Below are 17,598 nucleotides of genomic sequence, written 5' to 3' on the forward strand. Positions count from 1 at the left end.
GAATCCTTAATAAGCTCGATGGACAAATTAAATGAACATACATCGCTAGTGTGAATTTACTGATGATTATACTGATTTATTCCGTGAGGTCAGTCACTATCCTGAACGCAAACGGTTTGTATCTCAAAAAGCCTTAATTCCCATTTAAAAAATTGTGACTTTAACCAGTGGTACTTAGACGCAAAAAGCCGTAGCAAGTTAATGCTACGGCTTTACATTACATATTAATGGCGTCTATATAAAAAACCTTAACTTACATTGCTGATAGAGTTAAGAAGAAACCTGCAATCGTTGCTGCCATTAAGTTAGATAACGTACCTGCGGCAATTGCCTTCATACCCATACTTGCAATCTCAGAACGACGGGCTGGTGCTAGACCACCAAGACCACCTAAAAGAATCGCAATTGAAGAAAGGTTAGCAAAACCACATAGAGCAAATGAGATGATTGCTTTAGTCTTCTCAGACAATACAACTTGTGCGCCTTCTGCTAAGTAAGGAGCAAAGTTAGAGTAAGCAACAAATTCATTCAAAATAGTTTTTTGGCCGATGAAAGTACCGGCTATAGTTGCTTCAGACCAAGGAACACCGATTAACCATGCTAATGGAGCAAATAGGTAACCAAGGATAAGCTCCATGCTTAATTCAGGCATACCAAACCAGTTACCAATACCACCAAGAGCGCCGTTAACCAATGCAATTAGGCCAACGAAAGCCAATAGCATTGCACCTACATTTAACGCAAGCTGTAAACCAGATGATGCGCCGTTTGCTGCTGCATCGATAACGTTAGCTGGCTTATCTTCATCAGCTTGTTCGATATCGTCAAGTTGATCGATAGGCTCACCCGTTTCTGGCTTAATTAACTTAGCGAACAGTAGGCCACCAGGTGCAGCCATAAATGATGCCGCAATTAAATACTCAAGAGGAACACCCATTGCAGCATAACCTGCCATTACGCCACCAGCAACAGAAGCTAAACCACCACACATTACGGCAAATAGCTCAGACTTAGTCATTTTAGGTACAAATGGACGAACGACTAATGGTGCTTCTGTTTGACCAACAAAGATGTTAGCCGTTGCAGACATTGATTCTGCACGAGAAGTACCCAGCGCTTTTTGTAATCCACCACCTAATACCTTGATGACAAATTGCATAATGCCAACATAGTAAAGTACTGAAATAAGCGCAGAGAAGAAAATGATAGTCGGTAGTACTTTAAATGCGAAGATGAAACCAACACCCTCAACAGAGAAGTTCACTAAGTTACCAAAAAGGAACCCGATACCTTCGTTACCAAAGTCTATTACATACTGAACGCCATTAGTCATAGCGCTCAATACATCTTTACCCCATGGTACATACAGTACGAATGCGCCAAGTAGGAATTGGATGGCAAATGCGCCACCTACGGTTCTTAAATTAATTGCTTTGCGGTTGTCAGAAAGAAGTACTGCAATTGCAATCAGTACAAACATGCCAACAATGCTCATAACCAGGCTCATGGTATATGGCTTCCTTATTCTTAAGTGAGTTATTTAAAGTGGAGCTCGAAAAAGCGAAGGCGATTATACTCTGACAATACGTAACAAAGTAATACCAAAGTCACACTTATTCATGAAAATTAAATGAAAAACATAATATCGCGTGATCTACATCACCAAACGTTTGCTTTTTTCATATTGACAACAAAGCAAACGGTTGCCTTGCATTCATCAAATTTATTGCTCTATTTGAAATAACTGGCAACTGTTATACCAAAGTTGCTTGGCAATTTCCGATTTTTGCTCTTTACGTAATACGCATAATGAGTCAAATATGTCCAACAAATACGCAGGGTGATTCGGTTGACCTTGATAGCCAGAAATTGGCATATCTGGTGCATCAGTTTCAAGCACTAAACTGTTTAGTGGTAACTGAGCAATCGCCTGGCGAGTTTTATTCGCCCGTTGGTAAGTGATTACCCCGCCCACTCCAATATAGAAGCCTAATTTCACATATTCCAATGCTTGCTGATAACTTCCCGAAAAAGCGTGAATGACACCACCTTTTTGCTGTGGATTATTGCGTAAGCGTTGCAGGATCTTATCGTGAGATTTACGTGCATGGATAATAAGTGGAAGGCCGTATTTAATAGCAAGCTGTAGCTGGCCATCAAATAACAGATATTGCTTTTGTACATTCTGTTCGGTTAACAGTGGAATATCGAGCATAAAATCTAATCCGCACTCTCCTACTGCTACGCATTGTTTAGAACTTTGAGCTAAAGCGGCATCAAGTTTCTCAAGCGACGATTCATTGTGCTGCTCTAGAAAATAAGGATGCAAACCTAGAGAATAATAAAGTGAAATATGTTTAGCTGACAGAGACTGTAAGTGTTCCCAGCCTGATTGCTGAGTCGCAGGAATGATAATTTTACTAACGCCTGCCAGTTGTGCCTTTAATAATTCTTGATTGATATCTGAAAAAACAGGGAAGTCGAAATGGCAGTGAGTATCTATAAAGTTGTAATTAGGCATTAAAATCGTTTTTATCGCTCGGTTTTGTAGTATGTGTAGGATCAGGTCGATAAGCACAGCAACTACGTTTATGCTCTGGCGTTAAACCAAGTTCTTTGCACCATGCATCATAGCGCGCTAGCCAATGTTTTAATTTTGCCAATAACATCTCTCTCTCCAAACACGAAACACGAAACACGAAACACGAAACAATTAAAGCAAAAGGGTTGGCATTTAGCTAACCCTTTTCATTATTACTTGAAGTTACTTGAGGATAAAGATTAGTGCTCACGTGTTGCACGGAACTCAATATCTGGGAAGCGTTCTTTAGCCAAGTTTAAGTTAACCATCGTCGGTGCAACGTAAGATAAATTATCACCGCCATCCAGCGCTAAGTTAGTTTGATTCTTACGTTTAAATTCATCAAGTTTCTTCTCATCATCGCATTCAACCCAACGAGCCGTTGCCACGTTTACACTTTCATAAATCGCTTCAACGTTGTACTCCGATTTTAAACGTGCAACAACGACGTCAAACTGCAGCACACCCACCGCGCCAACAATCAGATCATTGTTTTGCAATGGTCGGAATACCTGTACCGCACCTTCTTCAGAAAGCTGAACTAAACCTTTTAGCAATTGCTTTTGTTTTAGCGGATCACGTAGACGAATACGACGGAATAATTCTGGCGCAAAGTTAGGGATACCCGCAAACTTCAACGATTCACCTTGAGTGAAAGTATCACCAATCTGAATTGTACCGTGATTGTGCAAACCAATAATATCACCAGCATAAGCATGTTCAGCACGCGAACGGTCACCCGCCATAAAGGTTACCGCATCAGAAATGTTGACCATTTTACCGGTACGAACATGGTTCATTTTCATGCCCTGAGTATAAGTACCCGATACGATACGCATGAAGGCAATACGGTCACGGTGTTTAGGATCCATGTTTGCCTGAATCTTAAATACAAAGCCTGAGAACTTTTCTTCTTTTGCTTCTACAGTACGCTCATTCGCTTCACGAGCAAGTGGTGCCGGAGCCCATTCGGTTAAACCTGTTAGCATGTGATCCACACCAAAGTTACCTAATGCTGTACCGAAGAATACTGGCGTTAATTCGCCTTTTAGAAATAGCTCATGATCAAATTCATGTGCTGCACCAATCACAAGCTCTAAATCTTCACGCAATTGCTCAGCGACTTCGCCGCCAATCGCCGAATCAAGATCAGGATTATCTAGACCTTTAATGGTACGCACTTCTTGAATGGTGTGACCTTGGCCTGTAGCGTAAAGAATCGTTTCATCACGGTGAATATGGTACACGCCTTTAAATTCTTTACCGCTACCAATCGGCCAAGAAACTGGTGCACAAGCCATTTTTAATTCGCTTTCCACTTCATCAAGTAAATCCATTGGATCACGAGTATCACGGTCACATTTGTTCATGAAGGTAACAATTGGCGTATCACGTAAACGAGTCACTTCCATCAATTTACGAGTACGGTCTTCGACACCTTTTGCCGCATCGATAACCATCAAACAAGAATCCACCGCGGTTAACGTGCGGTAAGTATCTTCCGAGAAATCTTCGTGTCCAGGAGTATCCAGTAAGTTTACTAGACAGTCGTTGTATGGAAATTGCATTACAGAAGTGGTTACCGAAATACCACGTTCTTTTTCCATTTCCATCCAGTCAGATTTGGCATGCTGGTTTGAACCACGACCTTTAACCGTACCGGCTTTTTGCAAAGCGTTTCCAAATAACAATACTTTTTCAGTAATGGTCGTTTTACCCGCATCCGGGTGAGAGATGATCGCAAACGTACGACGCTTACTAACTTCTGAAAGGAATGGCATGAAGGAAACCTTATAAACTGTTTAGCTTATCGCTGCATTCGCGCAGCAAAATAAATAATGAGTCACAAATGTGAGATGGGCGAATTATACGCAAAATTTGTGATAACTCTAGTTGAAAGCCCAAACTCATTATAGTTTCGGCTTAACCTTTTAATGATCATCCCCAAGAGGCTTCAAGATAAAGAATTCACACCTTGAAGTTACATGAGTATGATTAAGCGAAGGGATTAAAATCATCATCCAAGATTAAATTCATGATAATCGCATCTTCTTTACCATTACTGCTCTTTGTTGCAGGGTAGTAGTTAACACGACGATCAATTTCATTAAAACCAAGCGACTCATACAAATGATACGCGCCACGATTACTTTCTCGAACTTCCAACCAAAGACTCTCGGCATTGGCATTTTCACTATGTTCGATTAAATGCTCAATCAATGCCCGTCCATAGCCTTTACCTTGCTGTCTAGGATCTACCGCAATGGTCAGTAATGTCACTTCACCAACAATATTTTGGCTATACAGATAGCCCACCAATTGTTCACCAGCCCACAAGGCAAATTGATACTTACTTGAGTTAGCTGAATTTTGATGAGATAAGTCGCGGATCATAGATTCAGACCAAGGATGGCTATGAGCCACTTTCTCAATCTGCCAGACGGCATCTAGGTGCTCAGTTTGTAGTGGTGTAATACGGAGGTTATCAGTCATAAGAACAAATCTGCTGCCAAAGATCTCGGCGATTTTGAGTATTGCCATGAATCGTACTGAGTGCAGGAGAATGCAGCAGCTTCAATAATTGCCATTGAGGTAAATGGTCATTGTTTGAGAGCGAACCATCACATCCGGCAAACCACACCCACTTGAGATTATGCTGTTGCAGTTGGGTTAATTGCCCGGGAGTTAAATGTAATGCTTGCTCAGGCTGCAATTTCATACTAGCTAAGACTTTAATGAACAACGTAGCATCTTCACCTTGCGGACAAGATTCTGCTACCAGCAATAAAACGCAGTCATTTGGTAGGATAATACCAGGGGATTGATAACCTTCTAGCTTATCTGGATGAGCTACTTCAAAGGTTGAAATACCCATTTCCTTTAAATAGCTTTGTTGGCGTAATTCTGGTTGGTGTAGCTCTAAATTGGAATCGTCAAGCATGATATTACTAACCTTGGAACTCAGGGCTATATTCTACCAAGCCAGACTTACCTTCTAAAGCATTATCATCTAATGCGATGACTTGAAATGCACCTGAGGTAAATTCCGGCATTTGATTATAAATGGAAGTTAAACCAAATAATTCCGCATCTTTAAAACCAAAGCGCGAATAGTAGTTAGGTTCGCCGAGTACCACACAAGCTGAATACCCAAATTCAAGTAATGAATCAAAACCAGAGCGGATTAACTTTTCTGCAATACCTTGACCTCGGTAAGATTCTTTTATCGCAACGGGCGCTAACCCTTGCCAACCATAATCTTCACCATCAACAGTCACTGGCGTAAATAGAGCATGGCCAATAACTTCACCTTCATCACTACAGGCAACTAACGAAAGTGTAAAACGGCTATTTTCACGTAAGGCACGAACTAATTTCGCTTCTGCTGACGTTGGAAAAGCGGCTTTCAATAATGCATCTATCGTTAAAATATCAGCCGGAGCTTCGGTACGAATTTGCATGGTGTCTCTCATTATGGTTGTAAAATAAGGGAGTGAATTCTATACCGAATCACGCCATCATTCTCACTTTTCTCATATCTATTGTGGGCCAACTCAAAAAGCAGACATTTATTCTGGTTTAAGCGACTGAAGTTTGTAGTGGTTGCTCAACCAAGCCTTGCTGAACAAAGCTCGCTAATTTCTGCATAGTTTGAGTGACTGGCTTAGGTAGTGAATCTAAGTCTAAGCTGTCCATTAAATTCTTAACTTCTAGCCCAAGCTCTGTATCCCCTTCAATTTTTAGACGACGTTGAAAGAATAATGTATCGGGATCTTCTTTGCGGCCAGCAATCAAAACCATGTCATTCAAGCAACCAGAAAAACTAACATCTTGCTGTTGAGGTTTATCTGACACAATCAAATTACCATCATCAAAACTGATCATCCAACTTAGGCCGATATCATTAATCGAAACCTTTAACCAACGATCTTGCAGGAACTCAAAATCACCATCTTCTAACGCTTCATGAAAAACACGCTTTAGCCCTTCCAATAGCACTTTATTATGGATTGATTGCGGAATGAGTTTACTAGGAATAGAGAGTAACGACGCAGCATTAGCCACCGCTTGAGTACGAAAAAGTGAGAACATAATACCTCCATATAAAATATTCCACTTTACATAAATGTTAAATGACATACCTGTGTTGAATCAAAAAACCTCACATTTTTATAAAAAAACCACTTTATGGGTAGAGATATTGGACTGAAACCTGCCTCACATCAATTCTCATGGTGATAGATCCCATAAAATGACGCCCATTCTACAATTTATAAGGGAAAAAAGGATGGAGCTACTTTGCCCTGCTGGTAATTTACCTGCACTCAAAACAGCTATCGATTGTGGTGCTGATGCTGTTTACATTGGATTTAAAGATGACACCAACGCTCGTCACTTTGCTGGCCTTAATTTTAACGGTAAAAAATTAGATAAAGCCGTTCAATACGTACACGACCATAATAAAAAAATTCATGTCGCGTTAAACACATTTGCTCATCCAAATGGCTTTCAACGTTGGACCAATGCAGTCGATCAAGCGGTCGATATTGGTGTCGATGCTCTCATTATTGCCGACATAGCTTTACTCGACTACGCCTCAAATAAATATCCAGAAATGGAACTGCACTTATCGGTTCAAGCCTCAGCCACCAACAGCGCAGCCGTCAACTTCTACGCCAACAACTTTAATGTTAAACGTGTAGTGCTGCCTCGCGTGCTTTCCATGCATCAAGTAAAACAACTCTCACGTAATATCCCGCAAGGTGTTGAGCTAGAAGTGTTCGCGTTTGGCAGCTTATGCATTATGGCGGAAGGCCGTTGTTACTTATCCTCATATCTGACGGGTGAATCACCAAATACAGTCGGTGCTTGCTCCCCTGCTAAATATGTTCGCTGGCAGGAAACCCAGAATGGATTAGAGTCTCGACTTAATGACATTCTTATCGACCGTTATGGCGAAGGTGAAAATGCAGGCTACCCAACACTTTGCAAAGGCCGTTTTGATATCAATATTACTGGTGAAGATCAGCGTTACCACGTACTAGAAGAACCAACGAGTCTTAATACATTATCAATGCTGCCTGAGCTTTTTGCTGCCAATGTCGCTTCTGTGAAAATTGAAGGGCGTCAACGCAGTCCAGCTTATGTAGAGCAAGTTACTCGCACTTGGCGCTCTGCTATTGATCACTACCTTGCTAACCCTGAAGCGTATCAAGTTGAACCCCAATGGAATGCCACCTTAGCTAATGTATCCGAAGGTACACAAACCACACTCGGTGCTTATCATCGTAAATGGCAGTAAATAGGACAAAACAATGACTCAAGCAAACGACTTACAGTATTCACTTGGCCCTATTCTTTATTTTTGGCCAAAAGCGAACGTGGAAAGCTTTTATCAACAAGCAAAAAATAGCCAAGCCGATATTATCTACCTTGGCGAAGCTGTGTGCTCGAAACGTCGTGAAATGAAGCCTGCGCAATGGTTTGAAATAGCCAAAGACTTAGCTCAATCGGGCAAACAAGTAGTATTGTCTACCATGGCTTTATTAGAAGCACCGAGTGAAGTCAATGTAATGAAAAAATACATCGACAATGGTGATTTTGCGATTGAAGCTAACGATGTGTCTGCTATTCAACTGGCATACGAAGCTAAGGTACCTTTTGTGGTTGGCGCTGCAGTCAATGCTTATAATGCCCATACACTTAAAGTTTTTGCCAAACAAGGCATGATTCGCTGGTGTATGCCGGTAGAATTATCTCGTGACTGGCTAAGTAATACCTTAGAACAATGCGATCAAATCGGTATTCGTGAGCAATTTGAAGTAGAAGTGTTCAGCTATGGATATTTACCTTTAGCCTACTCTGCTCGCTGCTTTACTGCTCGCGCCGAGGATAAGGCCAAAGATGATTGTGAAACTTGCTGCATTAAATACCCCACAGGGATTCAAGTAAGCAGCCAAGAAGGGCAAGAGGTATTCAACTTAAATGGCATCCAAACTCAATCAGGCTATTGTTATAACCTAGGCAATGATTTGCAAAGCATGCAAGGATTGGTTGATGTGGTACGTTTAAGTCCTCTCGGTATTGAAACCTTAACTACCTTATCTGATTTTAAAGCCAATCAAGATAACCAAAAGCGCATTATTACCGATAGTAAACAATGTAATGGCTACTGGCATCAATTGGCGGGGTTAGTTCAAAACTAACGTTAATAGCCTAGATCTTTAAGTAAACTAGATCTTTAAATAGCCTAGACCTTAAATATAAGAAAGGCCTCAAAAATATGAGGCCCTTCTTCTATCTATTTCTTTAACCTAAAACCGTATTAAGCACTCAGTTTTGGTGCTTGATAAGTTTGCAGCGGTTGATTATTTGATTCTTGCTGTGGCGTTGGCTCACCTTCTTGAATTTCATTCGCCTTGCTATCTTGATCTTGGCTATCTTTTTGGGCTTCTTCAGCGCGTTCAGCTTGAATAGACTTAAAGATACGACCTAGTTCTAAGAAAGCGTAACGGTGCTCAGAAAACTCATAGACGTTCAATGAAATCGACAGTTTATAGAGTGCAATCGCGTTAGAGTAATCACCTTTATATTGGTAATTCTTCGCTAAATAGAAATACACTTCCGTCAGTTTTTGCGCCAGCTCGACATTATTTTGAGTCGTCATGGCAACCGACTCTAGGACTTCATTTTCACTCAGTTCACCCAGTATCATGCCGACAAGATCCCAACCCCATTGCTCATCTTTTTGTTGATAGCGTTGTTTTAAATCTGCCGTTGCTTGTTCCGCATTGTCTTCACGCTGAATGTAGTACAACCATAGTGCGCGATACGGATCAGAAGTATCTTTCTCGTAATTACTGGTCATATCCTGCAACGCTAAAGGATTACGTCCTGCGTAATACAAAGCAATCGCACGGTTACGCTCAGCATATTGATTATTTGGATCGAGCTCTAAACTTGAATCAAAGGCATCAAAGGCAGAGTCATAATCACTCATTTGGGTAAAATACACGCCAAGCACATTAAAGACTTCCGATTGTGCAGGATTGAGTTTTAGAGAGCGTTCGTAGTCGAGGCGCGCTAAATCAGCTAAACCGACACTATCTAAAAAGCGACCACGTTCAGCAAACATTTGAGCACGTACATTTTGGCTCACATCTTTGCGGGTTAGTAGTTGATTTAAGCGAGCGATCTGAACTTCTTGTTGAATAGAAGGCTGCAATGGAATCGCCATCGGCGGATATGCCCATGAATTAGAAGAGTTACCTTGGTTTGCACAGCCCATTAAAAAAAAGGCAGCAATAAGGCTAAACCATTTAACATATTTCACGAATAACGTGCTCCTCTGCAGTATAACTGTTCTCGTATATTCGAATATCACTTTAGTGACATGGTGTTAGCCACCAATATACACGTTGTTTCTCCTAGTAACCACTTCTTATACCCAAGTAACTTCAAGATACAGAATTCAGAGCTATCATCCAAACCTTTAGGCAAGGAAGATTGGCGAAGGAATGTAGACACCTTTCAAACCAATCTGACACGGCATGAAGGTTTGAATGAAGCTCCCGAAGGGCAAGTTAAAACAAGCTTTATGCGGCGTTAAATTGAACAGAGATAGAATGACTATGATCATATTCAATTTGTCTTGCCTAAAGCTTGTTTTATTCTTGCTGAAACTCGCATCCTGAAGTCACTTGGGTATATAAAGTAGAACAGGAATGAAGTAGGCCCAAACCTATACTCATACTAAAGAACCTTTTAAGTTCAAATGACCTTTTAAACGAGCATAAAAAAAGAGGAGCCGAAGCCCCTCTCTTTATCAGCGTCTAGATTAAGACAACTTACTCAGCTGATGGTTCAGCCGGTGCTTCAGTTGTTTCTACCGCTTCTTTCATACTTAGACGTACGCGACCTTGGCGGTCAATCTCAAGTACTTTAACTTGAACTTCTTGGCCTTCAGAAAGGTAGTCAGATACTTTCTCGATGCGCTTGTCAGCGATTTGAGAAATGTGTACTAGACCATCTTTACCTGGAAGAATCGTTACGAATGCGCCGAAGTCAGCCAGACGAGCAACTTTACCTGAGTAAATACGGCCCACTTCAACTTCAGCAGTGATTTCTTCGATACGACGGATAGCTTCTTTCGCTGCTTCACCTTCGGTAGCAGCAATCTTAATGGTACCGTCATCATCGATTTCAATCGTTGTTCCCGTTTCTTCAGTTAGCGCACGAATAACCGCACCGCCTTTACCGATAACGTCTTTGATCTTCTCAGCAGAAATCTTCATGGTGTGGATACGTGGAGCAAATTCAGAGATCTCTTCACGAGCACCAGAAATCGCTTCATCCATCACTTTAAGGATGTGCTTACGTGCGCCTTGTGCTTGGTTAAGCGCAATTTGCATGATTTCTTTAGTGATACCTTCGATTTTGATATCCATTTGTAGCGCAGTGATACCGTCGTTAGTACCGGCTACTTTAAAGTCCATGTCACCAAGGTGATCTTCATCGCCTAGGATGTCAGAAAGAACAACAAAGTCATCACCTTCTTTTACTAGACCCATTGCGATACCTGCAACAGAAGATTTAATTGGCACACCTGCATCCATAAGCGCAAGAGAAGTACCACACACAGAAGCCATTGAAGATGAACCGTTTGATTCAGTGATTTCCGATACAACACGAACTGTGTATGGGAACTCTTCAACTGAAGGCATAACCGCAGCAATACCACGTTTTGCTAGTTTACCGTGACCAATTTCACGACGCTTAGGAGAACCAACGAAACCAGTTTCACCTACACAGTATGGAGGGAAGTTGTAGTGTAGAAGGAAGTTGTCTTTCTTCTCACCTAGTAAGCTATCGATGATTTGAGCATCACGTTGTGTGCCAAGCGTTGCTGTTACAAGCGCCTGAGTTTCACCACGTGTAAATAGTGAAGAACCGTGAGTACGAGGAAGAACACCAGTACGTACATCTAGTGCACGAACCATGTCTTTTTCGCGACCATCGATACGTGGGTTACCCGCAATAATACGGCTACGTACTACGTTTTTCTCTAAATCGTGGAAAATCGCGTGGATTTCTTTTGGATTTAGTTCTTCATTTTCAGATAAAAGTTTTTGTTTTACTTCATCGCTAAGCTGATGGATGCGGTCATAACGAGCCATCTTCTCAGTGATTTGGTAAGCTTCGATCAATTGAGCTTCTGCTAATTCAGCAATCTTATTTTTAAGCTCAGTATTTTCAGCAGGAGCAGTCCAATCCCAAGCAGGAGTAGCTACTTCAGCAGCAAATTCGTTGATCGCAGAGATAACAACTTGCTGTTGATCGTGACCGTAAACAACCGCTGCTAACATTTCTTCTTCAGTTAGATTATCAGCTTCTGATTCAACCATTAATACTGCACCTTCAGTACCGGCAACCACAAGGTCAAGCTTAGATTCTTTAAGCTCAGTTTCGCTTGGGTTAAGTACTAGCTCACCATTGATGTGGCCAACACGAGCAGAGCCGATTGGACCATTAAATGGAACACCAGAAATCGCTAACGCTGCAGACGTACCAATCATAGTAATGATGTCTGGAGAGATATTTGGGTTAGCAGAAACTACCGTTGCAATTACTTGAACTTCGTTTTTGAATGCATCTGGGAAAAGTGGACGAATTGGACGGTCGATAAGACGAGCCGTTAGTGTTTCGCCTTCAGAAGGACGACCTTCACGCTTGAAGAAACCACCTGGGATTTTACCAGCCGCGTATGTACGCTCTTGATAGTTCACTGTTAATGGGAAGAAGTCTTGACCTTCAACCGCTTCTTTTTTAGCAACAACAGATACGAATACAGAAGTGTCATCCATACTTGCCATTACAGCAGCAGTGGCTTGGCGTGCAATTACGCCTGTTTCTAGAGTAACGGTGTGGTTACCGTACTGGAATTTTTTTACGATTGCTTTCACGTAAAGATCCTTAATTTAATAATTTCAAAGTATATCCATACTCTGTGACTACTTTACCAATCGCGACTAATAGCAGATTTTTCTAATGGTAACTCGCTCAATAATGAAAAGGCGGTACAGGAAAAGGCTGTTATTAGTCGCGACCTTCATGGTCGACATCGGTGACTGTAAAGTTAATCAGCAGAGGTTTATTTTAGTTTTTACGAATAGAACATTCATTAACTAGAACAAACGAGACGTAGTATAAACCACTTAGGCGGAAATGTCTTATTTCAGGGTGAGATAATATCGAAGTTGGCTAGATTGCACGCACAAAAAAGGAGCCGAAGCTCCTTTTTTTAGTATCTGTTTAATTTATCTTTGCTTGTTAAGCAAGCAGCAATATATAAAACAAATGCTTTCTAATCTTGGTATTAAACCAAACGGCGAATTAACGACGTAGGCCAAGACGCTTGATTAGAGCGAAGTAACGATCTAGATCTTTACCTTTTAGGTAATCTAGAAGTTTACGACGACGAGAAACCATACGTAGTAGACCGCGACGGCTATGGTGATCTTGTTTGTGATCAGCGAAGTGACCTTGTAGGTGGTTGATAGAAGCAGTAAGTAGTGCTACTTGTACTTCTGGTGAACCTGTATCGCCTTCAGCTTGTGCGTATTCTGCAACGATTGCTGCTTTAGTTTCTGCATTCAGAGACATAATGCTCTCCTAATAAGAGTGAGTGTATAAATGTGCCAGCCAATCTCTGATTCAGCCGACACGCGAAGCGCGGATTATAGGGAATTAGATAATCCAACGCAAGAGATTTTCAACGCAAGGAATTCGAGACTCATATTTCTTTCGGCCGCTGCGCTTCTCGTCACTCGAGCGAATCACAAGCAGCGTAGCGCCCGCAATTCGATTATCGAAAAACGACCAATCGCTTTGGTGCCACTTTACCATCATCATCAATGTTCGCGACACCAATGAAAGTACGCTCTTCCCCCATAGTCATACGAACCACACCTTCAGTCGGTGCGCCAGAAATTTGCACAGGTTGTCCATGTTGAGCTAATTCGGCTAATTCAGGAATCATATTAACTTCAGGGAGATCTTCTACCGCTGTATCCATTGGCAATAACAGTGGATCAAGCAACTCACGAGGCTCAATATCTTGGTCACGAGCTTGTTCTAACAGGGCTTCAAGTTGCTCAAGAGTCACCATTTTCTCATAAGGATAACGTGCAACACCAGTTCGACGAAGATAAGTCACATGCGCGCCACAACCTAGCATTTCGCCTAGATCATCAACAATAGTACGAATGTAAGTACCTTTTGAACAATGCACTTCCATTTCAACTTCATGACCTTCAAAGCGAATCAAGGTAATCTCAAACACCGTAATTTTACGAGATTCACGTGGAACTTCTATGCCTTGACGGGCATATTCATACAAAGGCTTACCTTGGTATTTCAATGCTGAAAACATCGATGGGATCTGATCTGTCGTACCACGAAACTTGGCAATACAACGCTCAAGTAAGCCACGGTCAATTTTCACTTCACGAGTTTGTACCACCTCGCCATCAGAATCAGAAGTATCCGTACGCTCACCTAGTTTAGCAATCACACGATAACGCTTATCTGAGTCCAATAAGAATTGAGAAAACTTCGTCGCTTCTCCTAGGCAAATTGGCAACATACCAGTTGCTAAAGGATCGAGCGCACCAGTATGCCCGGCTTTTTCAGCAAAATAGATGCGTTTTACTTTCTGCAACGCATCATTTGAGCTGATACTGGTGGGTTTATCTAGTAATAAAACGCCGTCAATAGGACGACCACGACGTCTACGAGCCATTACTCTTCTCCTTCGTCCTCACGACCAGCTTCTTTTTTACGTTTGTTATCTTTACTGACCACTTCGCTTACAAGGTTAGACATGCGCATACCTTCAACGAGAGTATTGTCATAAGTAAAACGAACTTCTGGCGTTAAACGTAGGCGAATACGCTTACCTAGTGCCATACGAACGGCAACTTCGTGCTCTTTTAAAGCTTCTAGGCTAGATTCTGGCGTTTGCTCACCAACACAAAGGAAGGTTACAAATACTTTGGCATAAGCCAGATCTCGTGATACTTCTACATCGGAAATGGTCACCATGCCGATACGTGAATCACGTACGTCACGCTGTAGGATAGAGGCTAGTTCTTTTTGTAACTGTTGTGCAACACGCTGTGCACGACTAAATTCTTTTGACATATCTTTTCTCACATCTGTTCACTCAAATTTTGAGTGTTTCTACAGAAAGAATGGGGAGCACATAATGCTCCCCATGGTGTATTAAACAACCGTTCGTCATATACCTTTGAAAGGTAATGAAACTTGATTAATCAAGAGTACGTTTAATCTCAACGATTTCGAATACTTCGATTTGGTCACCAGCACGAACATCATTATAGTTCTTAACGCCGATACCACACTCGTAGCCATTACGAACTTCTTGTACGTCATCTTTAAAGCGACGTAGTGACTCAAGTTCACCTTCGTAGATAACCACGTTGTCACGTAGTACACGAATTGGGTTACTACGCTTGATAACACCTTCAGTAACCATACAACCAGCAATTGCGCCAAGTTTAGGTGACTTGAAGACATCACGAACTTCAGCAAGACCAATGATCTCCTGCTTAAATTCAGGAGCAAGCATACCGCCCATCGCTTGTTTCACTTCATCAATCAATTGGTAAATGATTGAGTAGTAACGCAAGTCTAAGCTTTCATTTTCAACAGTACGACGAGCTGAAGCATCGGCACGAACGTTAAAGCCAAGAATGATAGCGTTAGATGCTGCTGCAAGTACTGCATCCGTTTCGGTAATACCACCAACACCTGAACCTACGATATTCACTTTCACTTCTTCAGTTGAAAGTTTACGTAATGAATCAGCGATAGCTTCAACAGAACCTTGAACATCTGCTTTCAGTACCACATTAAGCTCAGCAACTTCACCTGCTTCCATGTTAGAGAACATGTTTTCAAGTTTCGACTTTTGTTGACGAGCCAGTTTCACATCACGGAATTTACCTTGACGGTAGTTGGCAACTTCACGCGCTTTACGCTCATCACGAACTACAGTCGCTTCATCACCTGAAGCTGGTACGCCTGATAAACCAAGAATCTCAGCTGGAATAGAAGGACCAGCTTCAGTGATCTCTTGACCATTCTCATCACGCATCGCACGAATACGACCGTATTCCTGACCACAAAGTACGATGTCACCTTTGCGTAGAGTACCTGCTTGAACCAGTACAGTTGCAACAGGGCCACGACCTTTATCAAGACGAGATTCAACAACCACACCTGAAGCCATACCATCTGTTACTGCTTTAAGCTCTAAAACTTCAGCTTGTAATAAGATAGCTTCTAGAAGGCCTTCAATGTTAGTACCTGCTTTCGCTGAGATGTGGACGAACATGTTTTCGCCGCCCCACTCTTCAGGAATAACGTCGTATTGAGCCAGCTCATTTTTAACGTTATCTGGGTTTGCATCTTCTTTATCGATTTTGTTAACAGCAATAATTAAAGGAACATCTGCCGCTTTTGCGTGCTGAATCGCTTCAATTGTTTGTGGCATAACACCATCATCTGCTGCAACGACAAGCACAACGATGTCTGTCGCTTGAGCACCACGGGCACGCATTGAAGTAAATGCGGCGTGTCCTGGAGTATCCAAGAAAGTGATCATGCCATTGTCAGTTTCAACGTGGTAAGCACCGATATGCTGAGTAATACCACCCGCTTCACCTGATGCAACACGGCTACGACGAATGTAATCAAGCGTCGATGTTTTACCGTGGTCAACATGACCCATGATTGTAACCACTGGCGCACGAGGTGTTGCTTCTGTCGTGTTATCACGATCAGATAGAATCGCTTCTTCTAATTCGTTTTCTTTACGAAGTACTACCTTGTGACCCATTTCTTCTGCAACTAGAGCAGCCGTTTCTTGGTCGATCACTTGGTTGATAGTCGCCATAGCGCCCATCTTCATCATGGTTTTGATGACTTCAGTACCTTTCACTGACATTTTATTTGCCAGCTCAGAAACAACAATTGTTTCGCCAATCACAACATCTGCTTTTGCAACAGTGGCATTTTTATCAAAGCCTTGTTGCATAGACGTTGGTTTAGCCAATTTACCTTTACGATTGCGTCCGCCACGAGCGTTACGACCGCCAAAACGGTCATCTTCTTTTTTCGCTGGTTTTTTCTTCTTGCGACGACTTGCTTCACTACGACGGTCAGCTTCATCTTCAGCTGCGCGCGCATGTTTATTTGTCGTTACGTGGTAATCAGAGTTTTCAGATTCTTTTTTCTTCTTCTCTTCTTCAGACCAACGAGCTTCGTTTTCTTCTGCTAACTTACGTGCTTCTTCAACCAATTTTTGTGCTTCTTGTTCTGCTTTACGTTGAGCTTCTTCTTCCTGACGACGCTTCAATGCTTCTGCTTCTTTCTTAGCAGCGTCATGTTGCGCTTTTTCTTCAGGAGAACGTTTTGCGGCCGCTTTTGCTTCTTCAGCTTTCGCTTTTTCCGCAGCTTCACGTTTCGCGGCTTCTGCTGCTTCACGCTTGGCTTTTGCTTCGGCGTCAGCTTTTGCTTTCGCTTCAGCCTCTAACTTTGCTTTTTCTTCTGCTTCACGTTTGGCCGCTTCTGCTGCTTCGCGTGCTGCTAATTCTTCCGCTTCACGTTGGGCTTCTTCATCAACCGCAGAACGTTTCACGTAAGTACGTTTTTTACGGACTTCAACTTGTACTTCTTTGCTCTTACCGCCACCAGCAGACACACTTAATGTGCTTTTAGTTTTGCGTTGCAAAGTTAGGCGAGTCGGTTCTGAGTCACTTGTTGAACCGTTGCCTTTTTTTAGATGAGCAAGAAGTTTTTGCTTCTCATCATCAGTCACACTGTCTGTACTGGTTTTTTTCATACCAGCATCAGCAAGTTGTTCTACTAAGTGCTCAACTGGAGTACCAATTTCTTCACTTAGTGCTTTCACTGTCAGTTCTGTCATACTGCTT

General features: G+C 42.0%; 16 protein-coding genes. 2 read left to right on the forward strand and 14 right to left on the reverse strand.

The annotated features are described in order from the left end of the window. Nucleotides 1–253: 253 nt before the first annotated feature. The 8 genes from QQJ93_RS09435 to ubiT all read right to left on the reverse strand — a co-directional run bounded on the left by QQJ93_RS09435 (nt 254) and on the right by ubiT (nt 6,673). Entirely contained in the window at nt 254–1,507 is a 1,254-nt protein-coding gene (locus tag QQJ93_RS09435) for a NupC/NupG family nucleoside CNT transporter (protein WP_089122446.1), read from the reverse strand. Nucleotides 1,508–1,723: 216 nt separating this feature from the next. Further along, on the reverse strand, nt 1,724–2,521 hold the full coding sequence (locus tag QQJ93_RS09440) for a TatD family hydrolase (RefSeq protein ID WP_089122445.1): 798 nt from the start codon (nt 2,519–2,521) through the stop codon (nt 1,724–1,726). Further along, nucleotides 2,514–2,669: a DUF5363 family protein gene (locus QQJ93_RS09445; RefSeq protein WP_170143414.1), complete on the reverse strand. Its 156-nt coding sequence runs from the start codon at nt 2,667–2,669 to the stop codon at nt 2,514–2,516. Before QQJ93_RS09445 ends, QQJ93_RS09440 begins: the two co-directional genes overlap by 8 nt. A gap of 112 nt (nt 2,670–2,781) precedes the next feature. After that, nucleotides 2,782–4,362: a peptide chain release factor 3 gene (gene prfC / locus QQJ93_RS09450; protein ID WP_089122444.1), complete on the reverse strand. Its 1,581-nt coding sequence runs from the start codon at nt 4,360–4,362 to the stop codon at nt 2,782–2,784. A gap of 214 nt (nt 4,363–4,576) precedes the next feature. Continuing rightward, nucleotides 4,577–5,074 carry a ribosomal protein S18-alanine N-acetyltransferase gene (rimI, locus tag QQJ93_RS09455; RefSeq protein WP_089122443.1) on the reverse strand — a complete coding sequence of 166 codons (498 nt, stop codon included), beginning with the start codon at nt 5,072–5,074 and terminating at the stop codon, nt 4,577–4,579. Continuing rightward, complete coding sequence (locus QQJ93_RS09460) at nt 5,067–5,522, reverse strand: DNA polymerase III subunit psi (protein ID WP_089122442.1); 456 nt, start codon at nt 5,520–5,522, stop codon at nt 5,067–5,069. Before QQJ93_RS09460 ends, rimI begins: the two co-directional genes overlap by 8 nt. 7 nt (nt 5,523–5,529) lie before the next feature. Beyond that, complete coding sequence (locus QQJ93_RS09465; protein WP_089122441.1) at nt 5,530–6,042, reverse strand: GNAT family N-acetyltransferase; 513 nt, start codon at nt 6,040–6,042, stop codon at nt 5,530–5,532. A gap of 118 nt (nt 6,043–6,160) precedes the next feature. Then, nucleotides 6,161–6,673: a ubiquinone anaerobic biosynthesis accessory factor UbiT gene (gene ubiT / locus QQJ93_RS09470; RefSeq protein WP_089122440.1), complete on the reverse strand. Its 513-nt coding sequence runs from the start codon at nt 6,671–6,673 to the stop codon at nt 6,161–6,163. A 196-nt stretch (nt 6,674–6,869) separates the two neighbouring features. Here ubiT and ubiU point away from each other — a divergent pair, with 196 nt between their 5' ends. Next, entirely contained in the window at nt 6,870–7,883 is a 1,014-nt protein-coding gene (gene ubiU, locus QQJ93_RS09475) for a ubiquinone anaerobic biosynthesis protein UbiU (RefSeq protein ID WP_089122439.1), read from the forward strand. Between the two features lie 13 nt (nt 7,884–7,896). Continuing rightward, on the forward strand, nt 7,897–8,787 hold the full coding sequence (locus QQJ93_RS09480; RefSeq protein WP_089122438.1) for a U32 family peptidase: 891 nt from the start codon (nt 7,897–7,899) through the stop codon (nt 8,785–8,787). Between the two features lie 119 nt (nt 8,788–8,906). Here QQJ93_RS09480 and nlpI read toward each other — a convergent pair whose 3' ends face one another. From nlpI to infB, 6 genes are all read right to left on the reverse strand, one after another. After that, entirely contained in the window at nt 8,907–9,869 is a 963-nt protein-coding gene (gene nlpI, locus QQJ93_RS09485) for a lipoprotein NlpI (RefSeq protein ID WP_431313594.1), read from the reverse strand. 559 nt (nt 9,870–10,428) lie between these two features. Next, a complete protein-coding gene (gene pnp, locus QQJ93_RS09490; RefSeq protein ID WP_416376214.1) occupies nt 10,429–12,543 on the reverse strand; it encodes a polyribonucleotide nucleotidyltransferase in 2,115 nt (704 codons plus the stop codon). A gap of 430 nt (nt 12,544–12,973) precedes the next feature. Further along, nucleotides 12,974–13,243: a 30S ribosomal protein S15 gene (rpsO, locus tag QQJ93_RS09495; RefSeq protein WP_027697596.1), complete on the reverse strand. Its 270-nt coding sequence runs from the start codon at nt 13,241–13,243 to the stop codon at nt 12,974–12,976. A gap of 202 nt (nt 13,244–13,445) precedes the next feature. After that, nucleotides 13,446–14,381, reverse strand: coding sequence for a tRNA pseudouridine(55) synthase TruB (gene truB, locus QQJ93_RS09500; RefSeq protein ID WP_089122435.1), 936 nt, complete (start codon nt 14,379–14,381; stop codon nt 13,446–13,448). Further along, nucleotides 14,381–14,782: a 30S ribosome-binding factor RbfA gene (gene rbfA / locus QQJ93_RS09505; RefSeq protein WP_089122434.1), complete on the reverse strand. Its 402-nt coding sequence runs from the start codon at nt 14,780–14,782 to the stop codon at nt 14,381–14,383. Before rbfA ends, truB begins: the two co-directional genes overlap by 1 nt. A gap of 127 nt (nt 14,783–14,909) precedes the next feature. Continuing rightward, nucleotides 14,910–17,591 (reverse strand): translation initiation factor IF-2, encoded by a 2,682-nt coding sequence (gene infB, locus QQJ93_RS09510; protein WP_089122433.1) that lies wholly within the window; start codon nt 17,589–17,591, stop codon nt 14,910–14,912. Between the last annotated feature and the right edge of the window lie 7 nt (nt 17,592–17,598).

The organism is Vibrio algivorus (assembly GCF_030161215.1).
In the GTDB taxonomy this organism is placed as follows: domain Bacteria; phylum Pseudomonadota; class Gammaproteobacteria; order Enterobacterales; family Vibrionaceae; genus Vibrio; species Vibrio algivorus.